Raw genomic sequence first — 24,306 nt, forward strand, 5'->3', positions numbered from 1 at the left:
CGACCACGTCAACCAATAAGATTGGGAGGGTAGAAATGTACGATCGCGAAAAGAATCTCTTTGCATCCTACGCCGGCAAGCGCATCAGCCGACGTGATCTGCTCGACGGCGCCGCCAAGCTCGGCATCGCCGGTGCCGCCGCCAACACCGCCTTCGCCTCGGCGATGTCGAAGGCGATGGCCGCGGATTTCAACTGGAAGGCTCATAGCGGCAAGACCGTCAAGCTGCTGCTGAACAAGCACCCTTACGTCGATGCGATGATCGGCGACATCGAGGCGTTCAAGAGCCTGACCGGCATGAACGTCACCTACGACATCTTCCCGGAGGACGTCTATTTCGACAAGGTGACGGCAGCGCTGTCGTCGAAGTCCGATCAGTACGACGCCTTCATGACCGGCGCCTACATGACCTGGACCTATGGTCCGGCCGGCTGGATCGAGGATCTCAACACCTACATCAAGGATCCCGCCAAGACCAATCCGGCGTTCGCCTGGGACGACGTGCTGCCCGGGCTGCGCTCCTCGACCGCCTGGGACGGTGTCGCCGGCTCCGAGCTCGGCTCCGGCAAGGCCAAGCAGTGGTGCATCCCGTGGGGCTATGAGCTCAACAACGTCACCTATAACCGCAACATCTTCAGCAAGGTCGGCGTCAAGCCGCCGAGCAATCTCGACGACATGCTGGAGGTCGCGGCCAAGATCACCAAGGATGCCGGCGGCCCCTATGGCGTCGGCGTTCGCGGTTCGCGCTCCTGGGCCTCCATCCATCCCGGCTTCCTCTCGGCCTATGCGAATTTCGGCCAGAAGGACTTCGTGATGGAGAGCGGCAAGCTCAAGGCCGCGATGAACACCAAGGCTTCGAAGGAGTTTCACGAGAAGTGGGTCAAGATGATCCAGGGCTCGGGTCCGAAGAACTGGTCGACCTACACCTGGTACCAGGTCGGCACCGATCTCGGTGCGGGCGCCTCCGGCATGATCTTCGACGCCGACATCCTCGGCTACTTCATGAACGGCGGCGACAACAAGGAGCGCGGCAATCTCGGCTACGCCCCGTTCGCGGCCAATCCGGCCGCCAAGGCGCCGACGCCGAACGTCTGGATCTGGTCGCTGGCGATGTCGAGCTTCTCCAAGCAGAAGGACGCGGCCTGGACCTTCATGCAGTGGGCAACCTCGCTCGAGCATGATCTGTTCGGCGCCCGCAAGATGGACTTCGTCAATCCGGTCCGCACGTCGGTGTGGAAGGACAGCGAATTCCGCGACCGCATCGCCAAGTCCTACCCCGGCTATCTCGATCAGCACGACATGTCGGCGCCGGGCGCGAAGATCTACTTTACGGCGCAGCCGCTGTTCTTCGATCTCACGACGGAGTGGGCGGCCTCGCTGCAGAAGATGGTGGCCAAGGAGGTCAGCGTCGACGAAGGCCTCGACAAGCTGGCCGACAGCATCAACCGTCAGTTGAAGCAGGCCGGCCTCGGCTGAGGCCGGACGCCGACTCTCCACGACCACCTGCCGGTCCGGCCGCTCCCCACTAGCGTCCGGACCGGCTCATCTTCCTGGGACGATGTGATCACGCCTGTCATGAGCATGGCCGAACTTGTCGAGACAGAAGCGACGCCGCGCCGCACGAAACGCTGGCGCGGACGGCTGCTGCCGTATCTGCTGAGCCTGCCGGCGCTGCTGGTCTGCATCGCCATTCTGGTGCCGTTCGTGACCGCGGCGATCTATTCGCTGCAGCGCTACCGGCTCAACCTGCCGTATCTGCGCGGCTTCATCGGCATCGACAACTACATCGATTTCCTGTCCGATCCGGCGTTCTGGAACACGCTGCGGATCTCGCTGGTCTACACCGCGGTCACCGTGATCGCCGAGCTGCTGCTTGGCCTGGGCATCGCGCTGCTGCTGCGGCGGCCGACGCGCTTCCACAATGCGGTCTCGATCATGCTGCTGCTGCCGCTGATGACGGCACCGGCGATCGCGGCCCTGATGTGGAAACTGATGACCAATCCGAGCTTCGGCATCCTGTCCTATCTGGTCGGCCTGCTCGGCGTGACCGACTTCAAATGGGCATCCGACCCGTCGACCGCGCTGTTCACGGTCGTGCTGGTCGACGTCTGGGTCTACACGCCCTTCATCATGATCCTGCTGCTGGCCGGCCTGCGCTCGCTGCCGCGGCAGCCGTTCGAGGCGGCGGCGCTCGACGGCGTGCCGGCGAGCTTCGTGTTCTTCCGCATCACCCTGCCGATGCTCGCGCCCTACATCATCACGGCGTCGCTGTTCCGGCTGCTCGACTCGATCCAGCAGTTCGATATCGTCTATGCGATGACGCAAGGCGGGCCCGGCGACCGGCTGATGGTGTTCCAGGTCCAGGCCTATCTCGAATTCTTCCAGTACACCAATGTCGGACGCTCGGCCGCGCTGTTGATGATCCTGTGGCTGATCACCAACATCCTGTCCAACATCTTCATCAAGAACTGGCTGCGGCTGCGCGCACGCGCCCATGGTCACGCCTGAGGAGGATGTCATGGATCACTCCACTCTGGCAGGGCGCATCTTCCGCGGCATCGCGCTGTCGCTGGTGCTCGTCTTCTTCATGTTTCCGATCGTCTGGATCTTCCTGATGTCGTTCCAGACCAACGAGCAGATCCTGCGCATTCCGCCGCGCATCCTGTTCGAGCCGACGCTCGCCAATTACGAGGCGCTGATCTCGGGGCAGCTGAAGACCGCTGCCGGCAATCTGCAGCTCACCTTCATGCGCAACCTCATGAACAGCTTCGTGCTGTCGAGCGCCTCGGTGGTCCTGGCGCTGCTGCTCGGCGTGCCCGCCGCCTATGCATTCGCGCGCTTCAAGTTCCGCCTCGGCGAGACCATCGCCTTTACGCTGCTGTCGTTCCGCTTCGCGCCGCCGCTCCTGGTGCTGCTGCCGTTGTCGCTCTACTATCAGCAGCTCGGCCTCAACGACACGTATTTCGGCATCGTCTGGGTCTACCAGCTGATCGCGCTGCCGCTGATCCTGTGGATCGTGCGCGGCTATTTCGAGGACATCAGCCCCGACATAGAGCATGCCTATCGGCTGGCGGGGCACTCCTGGCGCGAGGCGTTCACGCGCATCGCCGTTCCGCTGGCGGGGCCGGGCATCGCCGCGGCAGGGCTGTTGTCCTTCATCTTCTGCTGGAACAATTTCGTCTTCGCGCTGATCCTGGCATCTGCCGACAAGCAGCCGGTCACAGTCGGCGCGCTCGCTTTCGTGACGGCTTCCGGCATCCAGTACGGCCAGATCGCCGCCGCCATCGTGCTGTCGGTGACTCCGACCCTGCTGCTCGCGCTGTATGCGCAGCGCTATCTTGTCGAAGGCCTGTCTCTCGGTGCGGTCAAGGGTTGAGGACACATGGCGCGTCTCGAGCTGAAATCCGTCGACAAGAGCTTTGGCGCCGTCAGCTGCGCCAAGGGCGTGTCGCTGACGGTCGAGCCCGGCGAGATCGTCGCCGTGTTCGGTCCATCGGGCAGCGGCAAGACCGTGCTGCTGCGCATGATCGCAGGCATGTTCGAGCCTGATGCGGGGGACATCCTGGTCGGCGGCCGCTCGATCGTCGATGCGCCGCCGGAGCAGCGCGGCATCGGCATGGCGTTCCAGAACTTCGCGCTGTTCCCGCACATGAGCGCGCGCGACAACATCGCAAGCGGCCTGCGCGCGAGCGGCGCGGCCGACATCGCCGCGAAAGTGACGGCGATGAGCCGGCTCTTGAAGATCGAGCACGTGCTCGGCCACCGGCCGCGCGAATTGTCCAATGGCCAGAAGCAGCGGACGGCGCTGGCGCGGGCGCTGATCGGCAATCCTGAGGTGCTGCTGCTCGACGATCCGCTGCGCAATGTCGATGCCAAGCTGCGCTACGAGATGCGGCTGGAGCTGCCGAGCCTGTTGCGCCGGAGCTCAGCGGCGGTGCTGTATGTGACACAGGACTATCGCGAAGCGATGGCGATTTCCGATCGGATCGCCGTACTGATCAATGGCCGGCTGGTGCAGGTCGCGCGCCCGGAGGACATCTATGCGCGGCCGGCGTCGGTCGCGGTGGCGCGGCTGTTCGGGGATCCCAGCATCAATCTCTCGGAGGTCGCCCCGGTGGCCGAGCAGGGCCGGCTGATCGCGACCGTGGCCGGGACCCACATACGGCTCGATGCCGACCTACAAGCCCTCGAGGCACGCCAGCGCTGCTGGCTCGGCGTCAGGCCCGACGATGTCGTCGTGACACGTCAGGGCGGCGAGGGAGCGATTCCGGCACGCATCGTCGCGATCACGCCGTTGCATGAGCGCGCCGTCGTGCTGCTGCGCTTTGCCGATGGGTCCGAATGGCTCGCTGCGCTGGCGCCCGAGGCCTTGGACGCTGGCGCCGACGATGAGGTGTTCGTCCGGTTCGCGCCCGAAACGGCGCTGCTGTTCGATCATGCCACGGGAGACCGCATCGGGCTCTCGCCACGGCGGCAGGCGGCGTGAGGATCTGACACTTAAGAGTTTGATATGGGCATGCTCGAAATCCGCAACGTCGACAAGATCTATCACACCAGGGGCAAGCCTGATGTCCATGCGGTGCGCGCGCTCGACATGGACATCAGGTCGGGTGAGATCGTCGCACTGCTCGGCTCGTCCGGCTGCGGCAAGACATCGACCCTGCGCATGATCGCCGGGTTCGAGAACGTGAGTTCCGGATCGATCAAACTGGCGCAGCGCCCGATCCACGATCTGCCGCCGGCGAAGCGCAGGGTGGCGATGGCGTTCGAGGGCTACTCACTGTATCCGCCGCTGACCGTGCGCGAGAACATCGGCTTCGCGCTCAAGGCGCAGCAGCTGTCGCGCGCCGAGATCGCGCAGCGCGTCGACAGCATCGCCCGGCTGGTCGAGATCGAGGACATCCTCGATCATTATCCGCGCGCGCTGTCCGGTGGCCAGCAGCAGCGCGTGTCGCTGGCACGCGCGCTCGTTCGTGACGCCGAGCTGTATCTGCTGGACGAGCCGATGGGGCAGCTGGAGCCGCAGCTGCGCGCGGTGCTGCGCGGCCGCATCAAGGGCCTGCTGGCCGAGCGCGGCATGACCGCGATCTTCGTGACCCATGACCAGACCGAGGCGAGCGCGCTCGCCGATCGCATCGCCGTGATGGAGGACGGCGTGCTGCAGCAGTTCGCCGGCGAACGCGAGCTGAAGAACCGTCCGGCCAATCTGTTCGTCGCAAGCTTCATCGGCGAGCCGCCGATGAACCTGCTCGACGTCGCGGTTGCCCAGGAGGAGGGCGGCTTCCGTCTGTCGGTGGGCTCCGACCTTGCCTTTCATATCGCCCGGCAGACGCTGGATTTGGACGCACAGCAGGCGCTGGTGCAGGCCGGTCGGATCAAGATCGGCATCCGGCCGCAGCGCATCGCGATCGGCAGCGGCGAGGCGCGGCTGCGCGTCGTTTCCAACCAATGGCTCGGCGATCAGGCGCATGTCGCTGGCGAATGCGCGGGACACATGCTGGTCGCGGTCAGTCCCAGCAAGGTCGCCGCGCGGCCCGGCGACCTCGTGCCCTGTGCGCTGGAGGCGCGTCATCTCCACATCTTCGGCGCCGACGGCAACTGCATCCGCCATGCGGAGGCGCGTTGAGCATGGGCTCCGCCGCGACCCGCGACGTGATCATCGGCATCGACGCTGGGACGTCGGTGATCAAGGCGGTTGCGTTCGCGCGCGATGGCAAGCAGATCGGCGACTTCGCGATCCCCAACAGCTACACCACGGCGCCGGGCGGTCGGGTCGAGCAGGACATGGCCAGGACCTGGACCGACACGGTGGCCGCGTTGCGCGGCCTAGGCGCCGCGCTGCCGGATCTCGCCCCACGCGTTGCCGCGATCGCCGTGACGGGGCAGGGCGACGGAACCTGGCTGATCGATGCCGACGGCCATCCGGTTGCGCCCGCTCTGCTGTGGCTCGACTCGCGGGCTGCAGGCCTGGTCGAATCGTTCCGCGCGGGCGAACTCAACGCCGCGCACTATCGACGCACCGGATCGGGGCTCAATGCCTGCCAGCAGGGTCCGCAGCTGGCTTGGCTGCAGACGCATGATGCCGAGATGCTGGGTCGCGCGCGCACCGTGTTCCATTGCAAGGATTGGCTCTATTTCAAGCTGACCGGCGAGCGCGCCACCGATCCGTCGGAAGCGACGTTCTCCTGTGGCAATTTCCGCAAGCGCAGTTTCGACGCCGAAGCCGCTGATCTGATCGGCATCTCCGACTCGGCACGGCTGTTTCCTGATGTCGTCGATGGCGTCGTGACGACGCATCGCATGACGGCCGCGGCAGCGGCGGAGACCGGCCTGCCGGAAGGCGTGCCTGTGTCGCTCGGCTATGTCGACGTCATCTGCAACGCGCTCGGCGGCGGGCTGTACGATCCCGCTCCAAATGTCGGCTGCACCATCATCGGCTCGACCGGCATGCACATGCGGCTGGTGAACGGCCAGGACGCCGTGACGCTGAACGCCGAAGCGACCGGCTACACGATGCCGTTCCCGGTGCCGGGTCACTACGCGCAGATGCAGTCGACCATGGCGGCGACGTTAAACATCGACTGGTTGCTCGATGTCGCGCGCGGCGTCCTCGCCATGGAAGGCATTGCGCGGTCGCGCCACGACCTGATCAGGCGGCTGGATGAGCGTGTGCTCCAGGCGAAGGCGGGTGAGCTGCTGTATCATCCCTTCATCTCGGATGCGGGTGAACGCGGCCCGTTCGTGTCGCACGAGGCATCTGCGCAATTGATCGGACTGCGCACCCGTCATGGCTATTGGGACCTGATGCGCGCGGTCATGGAGGGTCTGGCCTTCGCCGCGCGCGACTGCTACGCGGCGATGGGGTCGCTGCCGGCAGAGATCCGGCTGACCGGCGGTGCGGCCCGCAGCCGCGCGCTCGGTGCCATTCTCGGTGCCGCGCTCGGCAGCACGATCCGGGTCTGCCGGCGCGAGGAGGCGGGCGCTTCGGGCGCCGCGATGATCGCCGCCGTCGCCACCGGCCTTTACCCGGACATGACGGTTTGCGCGGAGGAGTGGGTGAGACCGTATCTGGATGAGCCGCAAGCGCCCGACGCGGCGCTGACGGAACGCTATGCGCAGCTGTTCCCGGCCTATGTCGACGCGCGGCTGGCGGCGCGTCCGGTGTGGAAGCAGCTTGCGGCGCAGCGCGCGGGAGCCAATCATGTCTAGCTCCATCGCGATCATCGGCGACCGCTTCATGCTGCCCTCGGTATTCGCCGAGCGCATCACCGCGATCTGCGGCGATCGTCTCGAGATCCGCATGCTCGAGCAGCCCTGGCCGGACGAGCCGATGGAGCATGGCTATGCCGGCTCCAAGCTCGACGGTCTGAAGGAGTTCATGGGCGATCCCGATGAGCTCGCCGAATTCATCGGCGAAGCGCCGCTGCTGGTGACCCATCTGGCGCCGATCTCGCGCGCGATGCTGCAGCGGCTTCCAAGCCTGAAATTCATCGCGGTGTCCCGCGGCGGCCCGGTCAATGTCGACATGCAGGCCGCGCGCGATCATGGTGTGCTGGTGGTCAACACGCCCGGACGCAACGCCAGCGCGGTCGCGGAATTCACCATCGGCGCGATGCTCGCGGAGACACGGCTGATCCGCAGCGGGCACGAGTCGATGCGGAGCGGGGAGTGGCGCGGTGATCTCTACCGCGCCGACCGCACCGGACGCGAGCTCGGCGAGATGACCGTCGGCATCGTCGGCTACGGCGCGATCGGCACCCGCGTCGTCAAGCTGCTGAAGGCGTTCGGCTGCAAGATCCTGGTCACCGATCCCTACGTCCAGCTCAGCGCGCAGGACCGCAACGACGGCGTCGAGCACGTCGCGCTGCCCGAACTGCTGGTGCGTGCCGATGTCATCAGCCTGCATGCCCGGGTGACGCAGGAGACCACCGGCTTCATCGATCGCGACGCGCTCGCGAGAATCAAGCCGGGTGCCATCCTCATCAACACGGCGCGCGGGCCGCTGGTCGACTATGACGCGCTCTATGACGTGCTCAGCTCGCAGCGCCTGGCCGGTGCGATGCTCGACACGTTTGCGGTCGAGCCGGTGCCGCCGGACTGGCCGCTGCTGCAGCTTCCCAATGTCACGCTGACGCCGCACATCGCCGGCGCCTCGGTGCGTACCGTCACCTTTGCCGCCGACCAGGCGGCCGAAGAGGTTCGCCGCTATCTCGCCGGCGAGCCGCCGCTCAATCCCTGCTGACGAAAGGTCTTTCGAATGAATCGCGAGGAACGACTGCTGCGCGAGAACATCATCGCAAAATGCCGATGGATGAACGCATCGGGGCTGAACCAGGGGACGTCCGGCAACATCTCCGCCCGTTACAAGGACCGGATGCTGATCACGCCGTCGGCCACGCCCTACGACGCGATGAAGCCGGAGATGATCGCCTCGATGCCGCTCGAAGGCGACTACGGCTCCTGGGACGGGCCGCTGAAGCCGTCGACCGAATGGCGGTTTCATCTCGACATCATGCGCGGCCGCCCCGATGTAGGCGGCGTCGTGCATACGCATTCGACCTACGCCACTGTGCTCGCGATCGCGCGCAAGCCGATTCCGGCCTGCCACTATATGATGGCGGCGTTCGGCGGCACCGACATCCGCTGCGCCGGCTATGCGCGGTACGGCACGGCCGAGTTGTCCGAGCTCGCGCTGCAGGCGCTGGAGGGACGCAATGGCTGCCTGCTTGCCAATCACGGCATGATCGCGGTGGGCGCCAATCTCGACAAGGCGATGTGGCTGGCGGTCGAGCTCGAGACCATCGCCAAGCAATATTATCTGTCGCTGGCGCTCGGCCAGCCGCACATCCTGGGCGACGCCGAGATTGCCGAGACGGCGCAGGGATTTTCCACCTACGGACTGCAGGATCCCAAGACAACTACAAAGGCAAAGGCCAAGCCCAAGCCGGCGAAGGCGACAACGAAGGCGCGGGCGGTTGCGGTGCGTCGCAAGCCTGACAAGAAGCGCAGCTCTTCGCGATGAACGCGACGGTCTCACGCAGCGGATCCGATTACGGCTTGTTGGACCTCGCCGTGATCGGCGGCGGCATCAATGGCGGTGGTATCGCCCGTGATGCCGCCGGCCGCGGCTTGAAGGTGCTGCTGTGTGAGAAGGACGATTTTGCGGAAGGCACGTCGTCGCGCTCGGGCAAGCTGATCCATGGCGGCCTGCGCTACCTCGAATACTACGAGTTCCGCCTGGTACGCGAGGCGCTGATCGAGCGCGAGGTGCTGCTGGCCTCGGCGCCGCACATCATCTGGCCGATGCGCTTCGTGCTGCCGCATTCGCCCGAGCAGCGCCCGGCCTGGCTGGTGCGCACCGGACTGTTTCTCTACGACCATCTCGGCGGCCGCAAGCAGCTGCCCGCGAGCCGCAATGTCGATCTCGCGCACGAGCCGGAAGGCGCACCGCTGCGCCCTGAGTTTCAACGCGGCTTCGAGTATTCGGACTGCTGGGTCGATGATGCCCGGCTCGTCATTCTCAATCTCGTCGAGGCCGCACGCAAGGGAGCCGTGATCCTGCCGCGCACCCGGGCGGTGAGCGCAAGGCGCGAGGGCGATTGCTGGCAATTGGAGATGCGGTCCGAAAGCGGCGAGCTGCGCACCGTCCGCGCCAAGGCGCTGGTCAATGCCGCGGGTCCCTGGGTGCAGGACGTGGTGCAGGGCGTCGCCGGCCTCAACTCGGCGCACAACGTGCGGCTCGTCAAGGGCAGCCATCTGGTGGTGCCGAAATTCTGGAGCGGATCGCAGGCCTATCTGCTGCAGAACACCGACCGCCGCGTCATCTTCGTGAACCCGTACGAGACTGATCTTGCGCTGATCGGCACCACCGACATCGTGCATGATGGCCGCGCCGAGGATGTTGCGATCGACGATCGCGAGACCGACTATCTGCTGGCCGTGCTCGACCGCTACTTCCGTGCCGCGCCCGGCAGGGCCGACATCATCCACGCCTTCTCCGGCGTGCGGCCGCTCTACGACGACAATGCCGACAATCCCTCGGCGGTCACGCGCGACTACGTGTTCGAGGTGCATGGCAGCGACGGCCAGCCGCCGCTGTTGTCGATCTTCGGCGGCAAGATCACGACGTTTCGCAAGCTCGCCGAGCACGCGCTGGAGCGCCTCGGTCCGTGGTTTCCGCAGATGGGGCCGGCCTGGACCGCGGGGGCCTGTCTGCCCGGCGGCGATCTCGGCTCGTCCTTCGATCGGTTCCTCGCCGATCTCACCAACGAGTATGCCGGCGTGCCGCGCGAGGTCGTGGCACATTACGCAAGGCTCTACGGCAGCTGTGCGCGCGATCTGCTCGGGCCGGCGCGGAACGCAGACGATCTCGGCCGTCATTTCGGCGGCACGTTCTATGAGCGCGAGCTGACCTATCTGCGCGAGCGGGAATGGGCGGTCACGGCCGCCGACGTGCTCGACCGCCGGACCAAGCACGGCCTGCATCTGAGCCGCGCCGAACGCGAGGCGTTCGAGCTGTATCTCTGAGCGCAGGCGAACGCTGTCCATCAAACATGGCGTGTCGGTGATCGTCGCGGGCCTGGTGCGATCGCAAGGAGAACTGGTGCAACGTTGACAGCGTCTGTTAGCGATAACATAATCGCCGCAACAAGGTTGAATCTGCAGGACGAGGAAACAAAGGTGGCGGTCGCGTTGTTCGATCTGGCAGGGCGGCGCGCCCTGGTGACCGGATCTTCCCAGGGAATTGGTCTGGCGCTCGCGCGTGGACTTGCCGAGGCCGGCGCGGAGGTCGTGCTCAACGGGCGCGACGAGGCGAAGCTTGCTGCTGCCGCGCGCGAGATCAAGGGATCGCGCGTCCTGGCGTTCGACGTCACCGATCACGCGGCCGTGCGCGCCGCGGTCGATCGCTTCGAGGCCGAGATCGGGCCGATCGACATTCTCGTCAACAATGCCGGCATGCAGCATCGCGCGCCGCTGGAGGACTTTCCCGAGGAAGCCTTCCAGCGCCTGCTGCAGACCAACATCGCCTCGGTGTTCAATGTCGGCCAGGCCTGCGCGCGGCACATGATCGGCCGCCACGCCGGCAAGATCATCAACATCGCCTCGGTGCAGACGTCGCTCGCGCGTCCATCGATCGCGCCGTATACCGCGACCAAGGGCGCGGTCGGCAATCTCACCAAGGGCATGGCGACGGACTGGGCCAAGCACGGCCTGCAGGTCAACGCCATCGCGCCGGGCTATTTCGACACGCCGCTCAACGCGGCTCTGGTCGCCGATCCCGCCTTCTCGGCCTGGCTCGAGAAGCGCACGCCGGCGGGACGCTGGGGCAAGGTGGAGGAGCTCGTTGGCGCCTGCATCTTCCTGGCCTCGGCGGCGTCGTCCTTCGTCAACGGCCACGTGCTCTATGTCGATGGCGGCATCACCGCCTCGCTCTGACGTCGACCTTAGAACCATCCATCGTGTTGCCTGCGGAGTGCCGAAATGAGTCGTGTCGTCGCGTTGATCGGCGCAGGTGCCATGGGTGGAGCGATCGGTGCGCGGCTCGCGCAAACCGGGACCCGGCTCGTCGTGTTCGATCTGGATCCCGCCAAGGTCGCAGCACTCGTTGCGCTCGGCGCGACAGCCGCTGCGTCGGCGGCCAAGGCTGCGGCCGATGCCGATGCCGTCATCCTCAGCCTCAACTCGCCCAAGATCGTGCGCGCGGCCGTGTTCGGCGCGGAAGGCGTTGCCGCTGGCGCGCGCAGGGGAACGCTGGTCATCGACATGTCCTCGATCGACCCCGAGGCGACGCGCGCGCTCGCAGCTGATGTGGCTGCAGCCGGGCTGCGCTGGGTCGACAGTCCGCTCTCCGGCGGCGCGCCCAAGGCTGCGATCGGCCAATTGACCTGCATGGCCGGCGGCGAGGCTGAAGATGTCGCCGAGGCGCGCGCGGTGCTGGCCGAGGTCGCGTCGAACTACACGCATATGGGGCCGAGCGGGGCGGGGCAGGTCACCAAGCTGATCAACCAGGTGCTGTGCGGCCTCAACTTCATGGCGGTCGCCGAGGCCACGGCGCTGGCGCAGGCGGCCGGCGTCGATGCGGCGAAAATCCCTCAGGCGTTGCGCGGCGGGCGCGCCGACAGCGCGATCCTGCAGGAATACATGCCGCGCTTCGTTGATCGCGACTATCGCCCGACGGGCCGCATCGACAACATGGTCAAGGACCTCAACGGCGCGCAGGACCTGGCGCGGCAGACCGGCGTCGCGATGCCGATGACCGCGGTCTGCGCCGAGATCCATCGGCTGCTGACGGCCGTGGGACTCGGTGCGATGGACCAGGCGGCGCTGATGGAATATTGGGCGACGCGCGCGCCGCCGGAATGATCAGTCGTGTCTCGTCTCAGTTGATCTCGTGGGCGTTGACGAAGATCGAATAGAGCGACGTCTGCGCGGTGATGTAGAGCCGGTTGCGCTTCGGGCCGCCGAAGGTGACGTTGGCTACGATCTCCGGCACCGGAATGCGTCCGATCAAGGTGCCGTCGGATGCGTAGATCGCGACCGCATCGCCGGTCGACGTCCAGATGTTGCCGTTGCGGTCGATGCGGAAGCCATCGAAGAAGCCGGCCGGAGAGGTCGCGAATACGCGGCCGTTGCCGACCGTGCTGCCGCTTTCAGCCACATCATAGACGCGGATGACCGCGGGCAGGCCCGGCACGTGGGTCGCACCGGTGTCGGCGACGTAGAGCAGGCGCTCGTCGGGCGAGAACGCGAGGCCATTCGGCTTGACCATGTCGGTGACGACGGCCGCGACCTCGCCGCTTGCCGGATCGAAGCGATACACGTTGCTGGCGCCGATCTCGCTCGCCGCCGCGTGGCCCTCATAGGCGCTGTCGATGCCGTAGGTCGGATCGGAGAACCAGATCGTGCCGTCCGACTTCACCACGGCATCGTTCGGCGAGTTGAAGCGCTTGCCCTCGACGCGGTCGACCAGCCCGGTCCAGCTGCCGTCATGCTCCAGCCGGGAGATGCGCCGGCCGCCGTGCTCGCAGGCGATGACGCGGCCGAGCGCGTCCCTTGTGTGGCCGTTGTGATAGCCGCACGGCGTCTCGAACACCGAGACCGAGCCATCGGTCTCGTCGAAGCGCATCAGGCGGTCGTTGGGAATGTCCGACCACAGCAGCGACTTCGCCGCGGGCACGTAGACAGGGCCCTCGGCCCAGCGGCAGCCGGTCCAGAGCTTTTCCAGCTTGGCGTGTCCGATGATCAGGGCATTGAAGCGCGGGTCGCGGATGTCGTAGGTGCTCACGGGCGAATGTCTCCGGCAGCTGATGTGCGGTCAGTCGGTGGGCAGTGGAAAATCGTCGGCCTTGAACACGGTGTGGAAGATCGAGCCGTCGAACATCTCCATCAGCCCGCCCGTCACCTCGCGGCTCTCCGCGCGCACTGGCGAGGCCAGCGCCTGCTCGATCGCGGCGTGCGACGGATAGCGGATCGCCAGCACCATCTCATAGCGCTGCGCGTCGCTGTCGCTGTCCTCCTGGCGCAGCACGCGAACCTCCTCGGCCCCTGGAAACCGCGTCCACAGCGGTACCAGTTTTTCGCGAACATAGGCGGTGAACTCGGCTTCCCGGCCGGGCTTTACGCGGCCATTGAAGAAAGCGCAACGGATGTACATCGGTATTTGCTCGTCTGCATGAGAATAAGGATCGGCGGCCGGCGTGGTGCCGGCCGCCGAGGGAGTGCAAGAGACGTGTTACTCCAGCCCCCAGACCTTCTTGTAGGCGTTGCGATAGCCGTTGCCGGGGTCGAACGTGTTGGTCGGGCCGCCGTCGAACTCGACATTGGCCTTGGTTACCACGTGCAGCGGCGAGACGTAGCCGGACCACTTCTCGCCGGCCACGGCGCGGTTCAGCTCGTCGACCAGCTGCCAGCCCTGCAGGTTGAGCGGCTCGGCGACCGTGACGGCCTGGTAGGAGCCCGAGCGGATGCGCTGGTAGGCGCTCTCGGAGCCGTCGCCGGCGGCGACGTTGACCGGCGCGCCGGTGCCCTTGATGCCGGCGGCGGCGAGCGAGGGCGTCATGAAGTCATAATAGAGGTCGTTGATCGCGAGCGAATGCGTCCACGCGGCGCCGTGCTTCTGCAGCAGCGAGGTGGTGAGCTGCGGCATGCGCGTCGAGGTCTCGGCGATCGGAGTGTCGACCCATTCGAGCACCTTGCCGCCGAGGCCCTCGATGACCTCCTTCATCTTCTTGGCCTTGGCGATCGCGATCTCATAGGTCGAATCGGTGAAGATGATCACGCCCGGCTTGCCGTTGGCGTCGACGAAGGCCCAGTTGGCGGCAGCGGTGGAGACGGCCATCGGGTCAGTCGTGACGTTGGCGAACACGCCGGCCTCGGCGACCGGGCCGATCACCGGCGCGGCATGCCAGGACACCATCGGGATCTTCGCGGCCTTGGCCGCTTCCATGCCCGGCTTCTGCTCGACGGCGTCGAAACCGCAGATCACGAGGCCGTCGGGCTTCAAGGTCATCGCCTGGCCGAACGCCGCGGTGCGGCCGGAGACCGAGCCGGCGCCGTCGAGCGTACGCACGGTCCAGCCCGCGGCCTTGGCGGCTTCCTCGATGCCCTTGGTGACGCCGAGCACGCCGCCGTTCTTCATGTCGGACGCGAGCACGACGATGGTCTTGCCCTTGGCGATCTTCGGACCCGTGGTCGGGCCATCCCATTTGTCGACCTTGGTGGCGTATTTGTCGACGAAGGCTTTTGCGTCCGCGAGCGGATCGGCATGGACGGCCGTCAGGCCGAAGGCGAGGCCGGCGGCGATGGCGCCGGTTCGTAGCAAGGCGTGCAACATGGACGTTCTCCCTGGTGTGATGCTGGTCCGGTTTGTCACCGGACTTGTTGTCGTGGCCGGCTCATCGCCGATCACGTAGTCCGTGAACTCAATTCTTCGGTTCGGGCGCTCCCATCGGCTGCTTGGCGACCGCGCCTCGCTTGCGCTGGGCATAGCCGGCCATGCCGATCGCCGCGAGCAGGGTGACGCCGTTGAACAGCGGCTCGACCCAGAACGAGCCGCCGAACTGCTGGATGCCGGCGATGCCGACGGCGAGCACGGCGACGCCGATGATGGTGCCCCAGACATTGACGCGGCCGGGCTTGATCGTGGTCGAGCCGAGGAAGGCGCCGACCAGCGCCGGCAGCAGATATTCGAGGCCGACGCTGGCCTGGCCGATGCGCAGCTTCGAGGCGAGCAGCACGCCGGTGACGGCGGTCAGCGCGCCCGAGGTCATGAAGGCGCCGACGGTGAAGCGCTGCACCGGAATGCCGTTCAGTGCCGCCGTCTTCGGATTGGCGCCGATCGCGTAGATGTAGCGGCCGAGCGGCAGATATTCGAACACCAGCCACATCGCGAGCGCCAGCGCGAGCACGTAGAAGCCGGTGATCGGCAGGCCGAAGATCATCTGGCCGTTGAGCGCGAGAAAACCCTCCGGCAGCATCGCCACGACCTGGCGGCCGCCGGTGTGCCACAGCGCCAGCGCATAGAGAACTGTGCCGGTGCCGAGCGTGGCGATGAAGCTGTCGATGCGCGCGACCTCGACCAGCAGGCCGTTGAGCAGACCGGTGAAGGCGCCGAGGCAGATGACGATCAGGACGGCGACGGGCCAGGGCAGGCCGAGCGAGGTCTGCAGGCTGATGACGAGGATGTGCCAGAGCACGATGCCATAGCCGACCGTGAGGTCGATCTTGCCGGCAGCCATCGGGATCATCGCCGCCAGCGACAGCATCGCGATGATCGACTTGTCGGAGACGATCGAGCGCAGGTTCAGCAGGGTGGGGAAGGTGTTGGGCAGCAGGATCGAGAACAGCACGATCAATGCGACGGTGATGATCGGCAGGCCGTAGACCGGCAGCAGCCGCGAGATCTTCTGCGGCAGCGAGGCGCCGGCGAGATCGGCGCGCGTCGGCTCCAGCGCATTCGACTCGATCGAGTTCATTCCCATCACGTTCCTCCCGGCCGACTTGCGTCGCCGCTCGACTTGTTCCTTACGCGGCCTCGGACGCCGAAGCGGCGGTGATCAGCGCTTCGGTCGTCAGCGCCGCCCCTGAAATCTCGGCAATGATCCGGCCGCGGTTGAACACCAGGGCGCGGTGGCAGATATGCGCGACCTCTTCGAAATCAGTGGAGACCACGACGACGGCGAGGCCAGCTGTGATGGCGCGCGCGATCAGCCGGTAGATCTCGGCCTTGGCGCCGACATCGACGCCGGCGGTCGGATCCTCGGCGACCAGCAGCTTGCGGCCCGTCGCCAGCCAGCGTCCGACCACGACCTTCTGCTGATTGCCGCCCGACAGGCCTTCGATCGCGAGATGCGGATCATTCGGCCGCAGCCCGACCTGCGCGCCGAGCTGGACCGCATCATCGGCCTCGCGTCGCGGCGCGAGCACGTCGAACAGGCCGCGGCCGCAGGCGCCGGGATTGAGGAATGCGTTCTCGCGGATCGACAGTGAGGCGGCGATCGACTCCTCGGTCCGGTCGCGCGCGACGAGGCCGATGCCGCTGGCCATCGCCGCCACCGGACTGGACAGATCGGGCGCCGTGCCGTCGATGCTGATCTCGCCGCGATGCGCCACCGCGCCGAACAGCGCGCGGCCGACATCCTCCTGGCCGGCGCCACGCAGGCCGACGAGGCCGAGCAACTCGCCCTCGCGGACGTCGAAATCCACCGGGCCTGCCTTGGGCGTGATGAGGTTGCGCACCGTCACGCGCGTCTTGCCCGTGTGCGAGGCAGCCTTCTCGAACATGTCGACCAGTGGCCGGCCGACGATCAGCCGCACCAGCTCCTCCGGCGAGGTCGCTGCGATCGCCGTCTCGCCGACCAGCTCGCCGTCGCGCAGCACGACGACGCGGTCGGCAATGCGGAAGATCTCGTCGAGGCGGTGCGACACATAGATCATGCCGACGCCCTGTGCGCGCAGCCGCCGCAGCGCTGCGAACAGCCGCTCGACCTCGTCGGCGGGCAGGCTGGCGGTGGGCTCGTCGAGCACCAGGAAGTCGCAATTGACGACCAGCGCGCGCGCGATCGCGACCAGCGATTTCTCGGTGCGCGACAGGCTGGAGACGCGCGTCGACGGATCGATGTCACAGCCGACCAGCGCCAGCGCCTTGGTCGCGCGCGCTTCGGCGCCACGCCAGTCGATCAGGCCGAACGGAGGCTTGCGTGGAAAGCCCTGGGCGAGGCCGACATTCTCGGCGACGCTCATCCATTCGATGAGCCCGAGATCCTGGTGGATGAAGGCGACGGGTTGGTGGTCGCCGCTGCGGCCGCCGGGGGAATGCTGGTAGGGGCTGCCCGCGATCGTCACCGCGCCGGCATCGGGGCGGTGGATGCCGCCGAGCACCTTGATCAGGGTGGATTTGCCGGCGCCGTTCTCGCCGAGCAGCGCGACGATCTCGCCGCGGCCGACGTCGAAGCTGACGCCCTTGAGCGCCCGGGTGCCGCCGAACGACTTGACGATCCCATCGAAGCGCAGAGCACCCGACGCCATCCCTCATCCTCCCGGCCGGCTCGCGCCGATGGCTGCGTGATTCCGCAACCGCTTGATCTTTGTTATCGATAACATCGTAGCGGGTGTCCAGTTGCTGTCAAGCCATCGGAGGTCAGGTGCTTTCGCGCTCGATCACCTCGAACGGAACGATCAAGGTTGCAGGGCTCGAGGTTCGCTGGCGCTGCACATCGTCGAGCGCGCCGAGCAGGATCCGGCCGGCCTCGAGGCCGATGTTGCGGCAATCCACCGCGACGGTGGTGATCCGCGGCCAGGACCAGCGCGACACCTCGAAATCGCCAAAACCGGCGATCGCGATCCGGCCGGGGACGGCCCAGCCGCGGCGGTGGCACTCCATGATCGCGCCGAACGCGGAGAGGTCGGAGACGCACACCGCGCAGTCGACATCCGGCCATTGCTGGATCAGGTGCACGATCGCCTGGCCGCCTTGCTCCATCGAGATCGGCGGATTGCCGAACGAGATCGTGCGGCCCGCGGGCAGGCCGAGCTCCTCGACGGCCCTGACATAGCCGAGCCTTCGATCGGCGCCGCGGGTGTCGCGCCGGCTGGCGCCGCCGATGAAGCCGATGTTGCGATAGCCCTTCTGATAGAGTCGGTGGACGAGGGCGCGTGACGCCTCGGCATTGGAGAAGCCGACCACGTGATCGATCGGATTTTCAGGCAAATCCCAGGTTTCCACGACCGGGATGCCCGCCGATTGCAGCATCCGCCGCGCCTTCGGCGTATGCCGTCCGTCGGTGACGATGATGCCGTCGGGCCGGCGCGTCAGCATCGCCTGGACGAGCTGCTCCTCCTTCTCCATGTCGTAGTCGGTGGTGCCGAGCAGCATCTGCAAGCCCTGGCTCTCGACGACCTCGGTAATGCCGCGGGCGGTGTCGGAGAAGTTGGAGTTGTTGATCGAGGGCACCAGCACGGCAACGAAGCCGGTCCGCTTCGACGACAAGGCGCCGGCCGAGAGGTCGAGCACATAGCCGAGCTCGTCGACGGCGGCGAGGATCCTGCGCCGCGTGTCCTCGGAGACGGCGCCGTCGCTCTTCAGCGCGCGGGAGACGGTCATCGCCGACACGCCGGCCCGCGCGGCCACCTCCGCCATGGTCGCTGGCCGCTTCGGGGGGATCCTGGTCGTCGGCCGGGTCGGTTTCATCTCGTGCGGTCTTCATCCTGGCTGCGCGCAGCCTGATCGGGCGGGCCGAAGCTGGCGGGAGCGGGAGGATACATCGCTTACGATATCGATAACAATCGGGAATGGGCCGGCGGCGAGGTGGACGATCCCTCGCCACATTCCGCCGTCGTCCCTGCGAACGCAGGGACCCATAACCACCGGCTTCGCTGGGAAGCCGTGCTTCCCCGAGAGCGTCCGCGGTATGGGTCCCTGCGTTCGCAGGGACGACAGCGGAGAATGTCGCAACGGCGCCCGAACGTCGTGATTGTAAGAGAGAAGCGGTCGGGGGCCATCTGGAAGGGAAGAGGGTCCTTCTGGAACCAGCGTCCGTTTGGGCATGTGTGACCGCCATCTCGCGGCGCATCGGCGTCCGAGCTCTGCAGGTCGTTCCGCCCTTTCGAGAGAGAGGGCGTGGGGAATCTAACGCGCAGAAGCGGAAGTCAACCGGCTGACGAAGCCGACTGAATCCGTCAAAAATGATCCGTAGCGGACCTTCCCTCGCAAGCAGCGAACCTTCTGCTTTTTGATCCTTTGCAGACCTTCTTCCAAATTTGACAAACGGCCAAAAGGTGTGAGACCCCTTCGCTTCAAGATCCATTTTTTGGCAGGTTCAATTGGCTATTCCCACATGCGTTAAATGTGAAGGGCACGCCTTCGAGCGCGGCCGTATCGTGCCCGTAGGAGAACAGCGAGAGGTTTTCGGTCTTCAGTGTGCCAGCTGCGGCACAGTGGCTGCAGTTTTGGACCTACAATCATCAGTCGAGAGCCTTCAAAGGCAGATTGCGAATATTGATTCCGGGATCATGCGCATCGTCAAAGCGATGCAAGAGCTTTGATCACCCAAACGGAGGCACACTTTGCTCTGCCTTGGGTTTGATGTCACCTACTGACCCTAGACGGACATTCGGGCCCAGTTCGCTTCTCGTTTTAAGTTGTCGCTCTGTTTTCATGGACCAGTTGGGACTGGCCTGTTTCCGATCGAAGTGGCCTAGTTTGAAATACGCAGTGACCTACTTTGCGAACCAAAGCCGCAGGCTGGCAAACAAGCACATCGCGCCGACCGAGCCCCAGATGACCGTCATGGGCATGAGAGGGCGCGGCTCCGGATAGAGGGTGCTGCACAGAAGCCCGAGAATGCTGCCGAGGAAGAAGCATCCGACGAGGCCCAAAACCCAAATTGCGATTATGCGCATGTATTTCTTCTCCAAGGGCCGCCTCAGTGGGCGGCCTCCTTCAGTATCAGGCCAAACCTGCAATGTCCCCTGATGGCCCGTTGCGGACATCGTGGAAACTCGGCATCATCGCGAGATGACCAAAACTTGGATTGCCGATATTGCTCGATGGGCTGTCTATTTGATTGCTTATTGCGCTGCTTGCCCCAGCGCAGAGGCCTGTCCGATGCCGGGTACACCAGCAGCGTTTAGAAGCATCTTCTTCGAGCATGTCCCGGCCGACATCGACGCACCGGTCGTCATCGAAGCGACCATATACGACGCAACGGATGTGGACTACGCGCACGACGGAACGTTTATAACGATCACCTTGATGAAAGCGCGAGTGGATCGAGTAATCAAGGGATCAATCGATACCAGGCATCTCAAGATATTCGTGCACATCAATAGCTGCGCCCACGTTGGCGTCGGGCGCGGAATAATTCTCGGCACACTTCGATCCGATCCTCAGCGCGGGGGCATGTTGGAAGCAATCCAGAGGGCCGACATGCGGGACTGGTCCAGAGAATTTTTCGCAAGACATGTTGCACTTCATGAATCCGCAAATTGCGAGAATAACGAGTACGGGGTCCGTCAGTGCCGGCTCCCCGGCATTGGTCCGGAATCGCCTCAGCCTTGATATCCGAAGCAGGTCCGCTTCTGGCCCAAGGCAGACGGGCGATCGAGGAACTAGAGCGAGACGGTTGTCAAAGGCCGGAAGCTCGACCAGTTCCCAAATATGCCCGTTACGCCTTCTGCCGGCCGTAGATCAGCAGCATCAGGATGATGACGGCGCCGTAGATCAGCTGGCGGCCGGCTTCGCTGATCTGCATCACCGACAGGATGGACTGCAGCAGCGTGATCAGGATGACGCCGGCGATGGTGCCGAGATAGCTGCCGCGGCCGCCGAGGATGTGGGTGCCGCCGAGTACGACCGCGGCGATGGAGGGCAGCAGATAGGCGTCGCCCATCGACTGCGCGGCCTTGGAGGCGTAGCCGGCGAGCAGCACGCCGCCGAAGGCGGCGAGGGCGCCCGACAGCGCGAACGCCAGCATGGTGACGCGGCGGGTGTCGATGCCGGACAGATAGGCGGCGCGCTCGCGGTTGCCGATGGCGTAGATGGCGCGGCCGAAGGTCGTGCGCGACAACAGCCAGATCGCGGCGCCGCCGATGATCGCCCAGGCCAGCACCGCATTCGGCAGGCCGGGCACGGCATTGCCGGTGGCAAGGTAGCGCATCGCCTTGGAGGCGGAATCCTGCGGTGAAAAGCCGCCGGTGTAGGCGACCATCAGGCCCTGCGCCACCGCGTTGGTCGCCAGCGTGATGATCATCGAGGGAATGCGCAAATAGGCGACGCCGATGCCGTTCAGCAGGCCGATGGCGGCGCCGCAGAGAATGCCGAAGGGGATCGCAAGGATGGCCCCCGTCGTGCCGTGCGCGGCGGCGGCGCAGGCCATCATCGCGCCCGACGTCACCACCCATGGCACCGACAGGTCGATCTGGCCGAGCAGGATCACCAGCATCATGCCGGTGGCGATCACACCCAGGAAGCTCGCCACCTTCAACTGCTGCAGCAGATATTCGGGCGACAGGAAGCTGCGCGAATATAGGCTGCCGACCAGCAGGAGCAGTACGATGCAGCCGAACGACGCCGCGACCGCCGGATCGATCCGGCGCAGCATGGCACCGCGCGGAGCGGATGGTGTTGCGGTTGCCTCGCTCATCCGAACCACTCCAGCCGATTGCGCACGCGCACCAGACCGAACGCGCCGATGGAGACCGCGAGCATCAGGACAATGCCCTGGAACAGCGGCTGCCACAACGGATCGAAGTCGAACACGAACAGCAGATCGCCGATGGTGCGGAAGGCGAGCGCGCCGAAGATGGCGCCGATCGCGCTGCCGCGTCCGCCCATCAGCGACACGCCGCCGAGCACCACCGCCGCGATCGAGAACAACGTATAGGCGTTACCGCTCGCATAGGCGGCCTCGCCGGTATAGGAGAAGAAGGTCAGGAACAGGCCGCCGATCGCGGACAACAGCCCGGCCAGGGTGTAGGCCGCGAACTTGGCGGCACGGATCGGCGCGCCCGACATGTAGGCTGCGACCTCGGAGGAGCCGGTGGCGAACGCGGCGCGGCCGATCACCGAGCGGCTGTAGGGCACCCAGATCAGCAGCGCGGCCGCGGCCAGCGCCACGAGGCTGGTCGGCAGCACGCCGAACAGGCGCCCGGTCAGGGCATCCGCCAGCGTCTCGTTGACGGAGCCGCCGGGATTGGGGCGCAGAAACAGCGCGACGCCGTAATACATCGCGCCCGTCGCGATCGTGGTCACGATCGGCTGCAGGCGGCCGAAGATCACGATCGCGCCGTTGATCATGCCGCAGACGAGGCCGGTGCCGAGCACGCCGGCGACGCCGAGCGCGGTCTCGGTGGCGGTGCCGACCACGATCCACGAGGCGAGGCAGTTGGTCAGCGTCAGGATCATGCCGACCGACAGATCGATGCCGGCGGTGATCACCACGATGGCCTGTGCCATCGCGACGAATGCCAGCAGCGTCGCCTTGTTGGACGCGGTCTGCACCATGTTGGCGCTGAAGCCGGCCGGATGGTTGGTCGCATAGATCAGGAACATCGCGACGAAGATGCCGATCGCCAGCAGGGTGCCGCGCTGCTCGGAGAGCCAGTACCGCCACTCGGTCATCCCAGACTCGCTTCCGCTCGTTCGCTGTCGTCGACGTTGAGGGCGCTGCTGACCAGCGCGCGCTCGGTGATGTCGGCGCCGGCGAGCTCGCGCCTGACCGCCCCATCATACATCACGAGCACGCGGTCGCAGCAGCCGATCAGCTCGTCATAGTCGGTCGAATACAACAGGATCGCGGCGCCCTCGTCGGCGAGCCGGCGCAGCAGCCGGTAGATCTCCTGCTTGGTGCCGACGTCGATGCCGCGCGTCGGGTCGTTCAGCAGGATGATGCGCGGCTTGTTCATCAGCCATTTCGCGATCACCACCTTCTGCTGGTTGCCGCCGGACAGCGCACTGACCGGAAGATCGGGGGAGGCGGTCTTGATCTCGATCAGGCGGATCATCTCGTCGATCAGCGCCGATTGCCGCTGCCGGTCGATGATGCCGAAGCGCGCGAAGCGGTCGAACGCGGCCGCCGACAGATTGTCGCGCACCGACATCGGCAGCATCAGCCCCTCGGTCTTGCGATCCTCGGGGATGAGGGCGAGGCCGATGCGATCCGACTTGGCGGCGACCGGGCTGTCGATCGCGACCTTGTCGCCATCGATGACGATGTCGCCGCTGATGTCCCTGAGCACGCCGAACAGCGCCAGCAGCAATTCGCGCTGGCCCTGGCCGTCGAGCCCACCGAGTCCGATGATCTCGCCGGCATGCAACGAGAAGGAAATGTCCTTCAGCCGGTCGCCCCAGCCGAGTCCCTTGCATTGCAACGCCGGCGGACGGCCATCGGGCTGCCGCACCGGCTTGTCCGGGAATGCGTGCTTGTATTCGCGGCCGATCATCAGCTCGATGACCTCAGCATCCGTCTTGGTGCCGGCGGCGAAAGTCGAAATCCGGCGGCCGTTGCGAAACACGCTGCAATCATCGGCGAGTTCGGCGATCTCATGCATGCGGTGGGAGATGTAGAGCAAAGCGAGGCCTTCGGCGCGCAGCCGCTTGAGCACCTCGAACACCTTGGTGACGTCGGACGCCGTCAGTGCCGACGTCGCCTCGTCGAGGATCAGGATCTTCGGCTGCCGCGCCAGCGCTTTCGCAATCTCGACCATCTGCCGCCGCGACAGCGGCAGGTCCTTCACCAGCGCGCGCGGATGGATGTCGCCGGCGCCGGCGCGGTGCAGGGCTTCCTCGGCGATGCGGCGCTGGGCGCGCCGATCGATCATGCCGAGCCGCGTCGGCGGATGGCTGATGACGATGTTGTCGGCGACCGACAGATCGGGGATCAGCGACAGCTCCTGGAAGATGCAGACCACGCCGGCATCATTGGCTGCAGACGGGCTGCGGAACGCGACCTCGCGCCCGCCGAGCGTCATGCGGCCTTCGTCGGGCGCGACCACGCCCACCATGAGCTTGATCAGGGTCGACTTGCCGGCGCCGTTCTCGCCGAGAATGGCGTGGATGCGGCCGGGATGGACTTCGAGGTCCGCGCGGTCGAGAGCGATCACGCCGCCATAGCGCTTGGACAGGCCTTCGGCGCGAAACAGCGGCTCGGCCGCGCTCATGTCTGCTTCCTCAGCGGTTCGGCAACGGGACATGCCCCTTGGCGAACGGGTTCACCAGTCGACACGGGGTCCACAAGGCAATGATCGGATCCGGACGATACGCCCGATCCGCCGCGTGCGCCATCAGGCCGCGGCGGACCGGGGTGAGCGT

22 protein-coding genes are annotated in these 24,306 nt (G+C 66.0%); 12 read left to right on the forward strand and 10 right to left on the reverse strand.

Going from position 1 to position 24,306, the window contains the following annotated elements:
- The first annotated feature begins 35 nt into the window (after positions 1-35).
- The 11 genes from ACQR07_RS15355 to ACQR07_RS15405 all read left to right on the forward strand — a co-directional run bounded on the left by ACQR07_RS15355 (position 36) and on the right by ACQR07_RS15405 (position 12,362).
- Entirely contained in the window at positions 36-1,475 is a 1,440-nt protein-coding gene (locus ACQR07_RS15355; RefSeq protein ID WP_434903121.1) for an extracellular solute-binding protein, read from the forward strand.
- 105 nt (positions 1,476-1,580) lie between these two features.
- Entirely contained in the window at positions 1,581-2,507 is a 927-nt protein-coding gene (locus ACQR07_RS15360) for a carbohydrate ABC transporter permease (RefSeq protein ID WP_434903378.1), read from the forward strand.
- A 10-nt stretch (positions 2,508-2,517) separates the two neighbouring features.
- Positions 2,518-3,375 (forward strand): carbohydrate ABC transporter permease, encoded by an 858-nt coding sequence (locus ACQR07_RS15365; RefSeq protein ID WP_434903122.1) that lies wholly within the window; start codon positions 2,518-2,520, stop codon positions 3,373-3,375.
- A gap of 6 nt (positions 3,376-3,381) precedes the next feature.
- Positions 3,382-4,485, forward strand: a complete 1,104-nt coding sequence (locus tag ACQR07_RS15370) for an ABC transporter ATP-binding protein (protein WP_434903123.1) — start codon at positions 3,382-3,384, stop codon at positions 4,483-4,485.
- Between the two features lie 30 nt (positions 4,486-4,515).
- Positions 4,516-5,625 carry an ABC transporter ATP-binding protein gene (locus tag ACQR07_RS15375; protein WP_434903379.1) on the forward strand — a complete coding sequence of 370 codons (1,110 nt, stop codon included), beginning with the start codon at positions 4,516-4,518 and terminating at the stop codon, positions 5,623-5,625.
- Between the two features lie 2 nt (positions 5,626-5,627).
- Positions 5,628-7,208 (forward strand): FGGY-family carbohydrate kinase, encoded by a 1,581-nt coding sequence (locus ACQR07_RS15380; protein ID WP_434903380.1) that lies wholly within the window; start codon positions 5,628-5,630, stop codon positions 7,206-7,208.
- Positions 7,201-8,241: a 2-hydroxyacid dehydrogenase gene (locus ACQR07_RS15385; protein ID WP_434903124.1), complete on the forward strand. Its 1,041-nt coding sequence runs from the start codon at positions 7,201-7,203 to the stop codon at positions 8,239-8,241. Before ACQR07_RS15380 ends, ACQR07_RS15385 begins: the two co-directional genes overlap by 8 nt.
- A 15-nt stretch (positions 8,242-8,256) precedes the next feature.
- Positions 8,257-9,021, forward strand: coding sequence for a class II aldolase/adducin family protein (locus ACQR07_RS15390; RefSeq protein WP_434903125.1), 765 nt, complete (start codon positions 8,257-8,259; stop codon positions 9,019-9,021).
- The gene (locus ACQR07_RS15395) at positions 9,018-10,526 is read left to right on the forward strand and encodes a glycerol-3-phosphate dehydrogenase (protein WP_434903126.1); all 1,509 of its coding nucleotides are present in this window, start codon (positions 9,018-9,020) and stop codon (positions 10,524-10,526) included. Before ACQR07_RS15390 ends, ACQR07_RS15395 begins: the two co-directional genes overlap by 4 nt.
- Positions 10,527-10,679: 153 nt before the next feature.
- Complete coding sequence (locus ACQR07_RS15400) at positions 10,680-11,435, forward strand: SDR family oxidoreductase (RefSeq protein ID WP_434903127.1); 756 nt, start codon at positions 10,680-10,682, stop codon at positions 11,433-11,435.
- 45 nt (positions 11,436-11,480) lie between these two features.
- The gene (locus tag ACQR07_RS15405) at positions 11,481-12,362 is read left to right on the forward strand and encodes an NAD(P)-dependent oxidoreductase (protein WP_434903128.1); all 882 of its coding nucleotides are present in this window, start codon (positions 11,481-11,483) and stop codon (positions 12,360-12,362) included.
- Positions 12,363-12,378: 16 nt separating this feature from the next.
- On the opposite strand, the gene ACQR07_RS15410 is transcribed toward ACQR07_RS15405, so the two are convergent.
- From ACQR07_RS15410 to ACQR07_RS15440, 7 genes are all read right to left on the reverse strand, one after another.
- On the reverse strand, positions 12,379-13,284 hold the full coding sequence (locus tag ACQR07_RS15410; protein ID WP_434903129.1) for an SMP-30/gluconolactonase/LRE family protein: 906 nt from the start codon (positions 13,282-13,284) through the stop codon (positions 12,379-12,381).
- Positions 13,285-13,314: 30 nt separating this feature from the next.
- Positions 13,315-13,653 carry a hypothetical protein gene (locus ACQR07_RS15415; RefSeq protein WP_434903130.1) on the reverse strand — a complete coding sequence of 113 codons (339 nt, stop codon included), beginning with the start codon at positions 13,651-13,653 and terminating at the stop codon, positions 13,315-13,317.
- 78 nt (positions 13,654-13,731) lie between these two features.
- A complete protein-coding gene (locus tag ACQR07_RS15420; protein ID WP_434903131.1) occupies positions 13,732-14,832 on the reverse strand; it encodes an ABC transporter substrate-binding protein in 1,101 nt (366 codons plus the stop codon).
- Positions 14,833-14,920: 88 nt separating this feature from the next.
- Positions 14,921-15,973 carry an ABC transporter permease gene (locus ACQR07_RS15425; RefSeq protein ID WP_434903381.1) on the reverse strand — a complete coding sequence of 351 codons (1,053 nt, stop codon included), beginning with the start codon at positions 15,971-15,973 and terminating at the stop codon, positions 14,921-14,923.
- Between the two features lie 49 nt (positions 15,974-16,022).
- On the reverse strand, positions 16,023-17,525 hold the full coding sequence (locus tag ACQR07_RS15430) for a sugar ABC transporter ATP-binding protein (protein WP_434903132.1): 1,503 nt from the start codon (positions 17,523-17,525) through the stop codon (positions 16,023-16,025).
- 112 nt (positions 17,526-17,637) lie between these two features.
- Positions 17,638-18,636 (reverse strand): LacI family DNA-binding transcriptional regulator, encoded by a 999-nt coding sequence (locus ACQR07_RS15435; protein WP_434903133.1) that lies wholly within the window; start codon positions 18,634-18,636, stop codon positions 17,638-17,640.
- A 1,079-nt stretch (positions 18,637-19,715) separates the two neighbouring features.
- A complete protein-coding gene (locus ACQR07_RS15440; protein WP_434903134.1) occupies positions 19,716-19,913 on the reverse strand; it encodes a hypothetical protein in 198 nt (65 codons plus the stop codon).
- A gap of 100 nt (positions 19,914-20,013) precedes the next feature.
- On the opposite strand from ACQR07_RS15440, the gene ACQR07_RS15445 reads away from it, so the two are divergent.
- Positions 20,014-20,556 (forward strand): hypothetical protein, encoded by a 543-nt coding sequence (locus ACQR07_RS15445; protein WP_434903135.1) that lies wholly within the window; start codon positions 20,014-20,016, stop codon positions 20,554-20,556.
- 106 nt (positions 20,557-20,662) lie between these two features.
- Here ACQR07_RS15445 and ACQR07_RS15450 read toward each other — a convergent pair whose 3' ends face one another.
- The 3 genes from ACQR07_RS15450 to ACQR07_RS15460 are packed head-to-tail and all read right to left on the reverse strand — an operon-like array spanning position 20,663 to position 24,155.
- Positions 20,663-21,640 (reverse strand): ABC transporter permease, encoded by a 978-nt coding sequence (locus ACQR07_RS15450; RefSeq protein WP_434903136.1) that lies wholly within the window; start codon positions 21,638-21,640, stop codon positions 20,663-20,665.
- Entirely contained in the window at positions 21,637-22,617 is a 981-nt protein-coding gene (locus ACQR07_RS15455; RefSeq protein ID WP_434869839.1) for an ABC transporter permease, read from the reverse strand. Before ACQR07_RS15455 ends, ACQR07_RS15450 begins: the two co-directional genes overlap by 4 nt.
- Positions 22,614-24,155, reverse strand: a complete 1,542-nt coding sequence (locus ACQR07_RS15460; RefSeq protein ID WP_434903137.1) for a sugar ABC transporter ATP-binding protein — start codon at positions 24,153-24,155, stop codon at positions 22,614-22,616. Before ACQR07_RS15460 ends, ACQR07_RS15455 begins: the two co-directional genes overlap by 4 nt.
- Positions 24,156-24,306: the final 151 nt, after the last annotated feature.

Origin of the sequence: Bradyrhizobium sp. HKCCYLS20291 (assembly GCF_051167715.1) — a bacterium.
Taxonomy (GTDB): Bacteria; Pseudomonadota; Alphaproteobacteria; order Rhizobiales; family Xanthobacteraceae; genus Bradyrhizobium.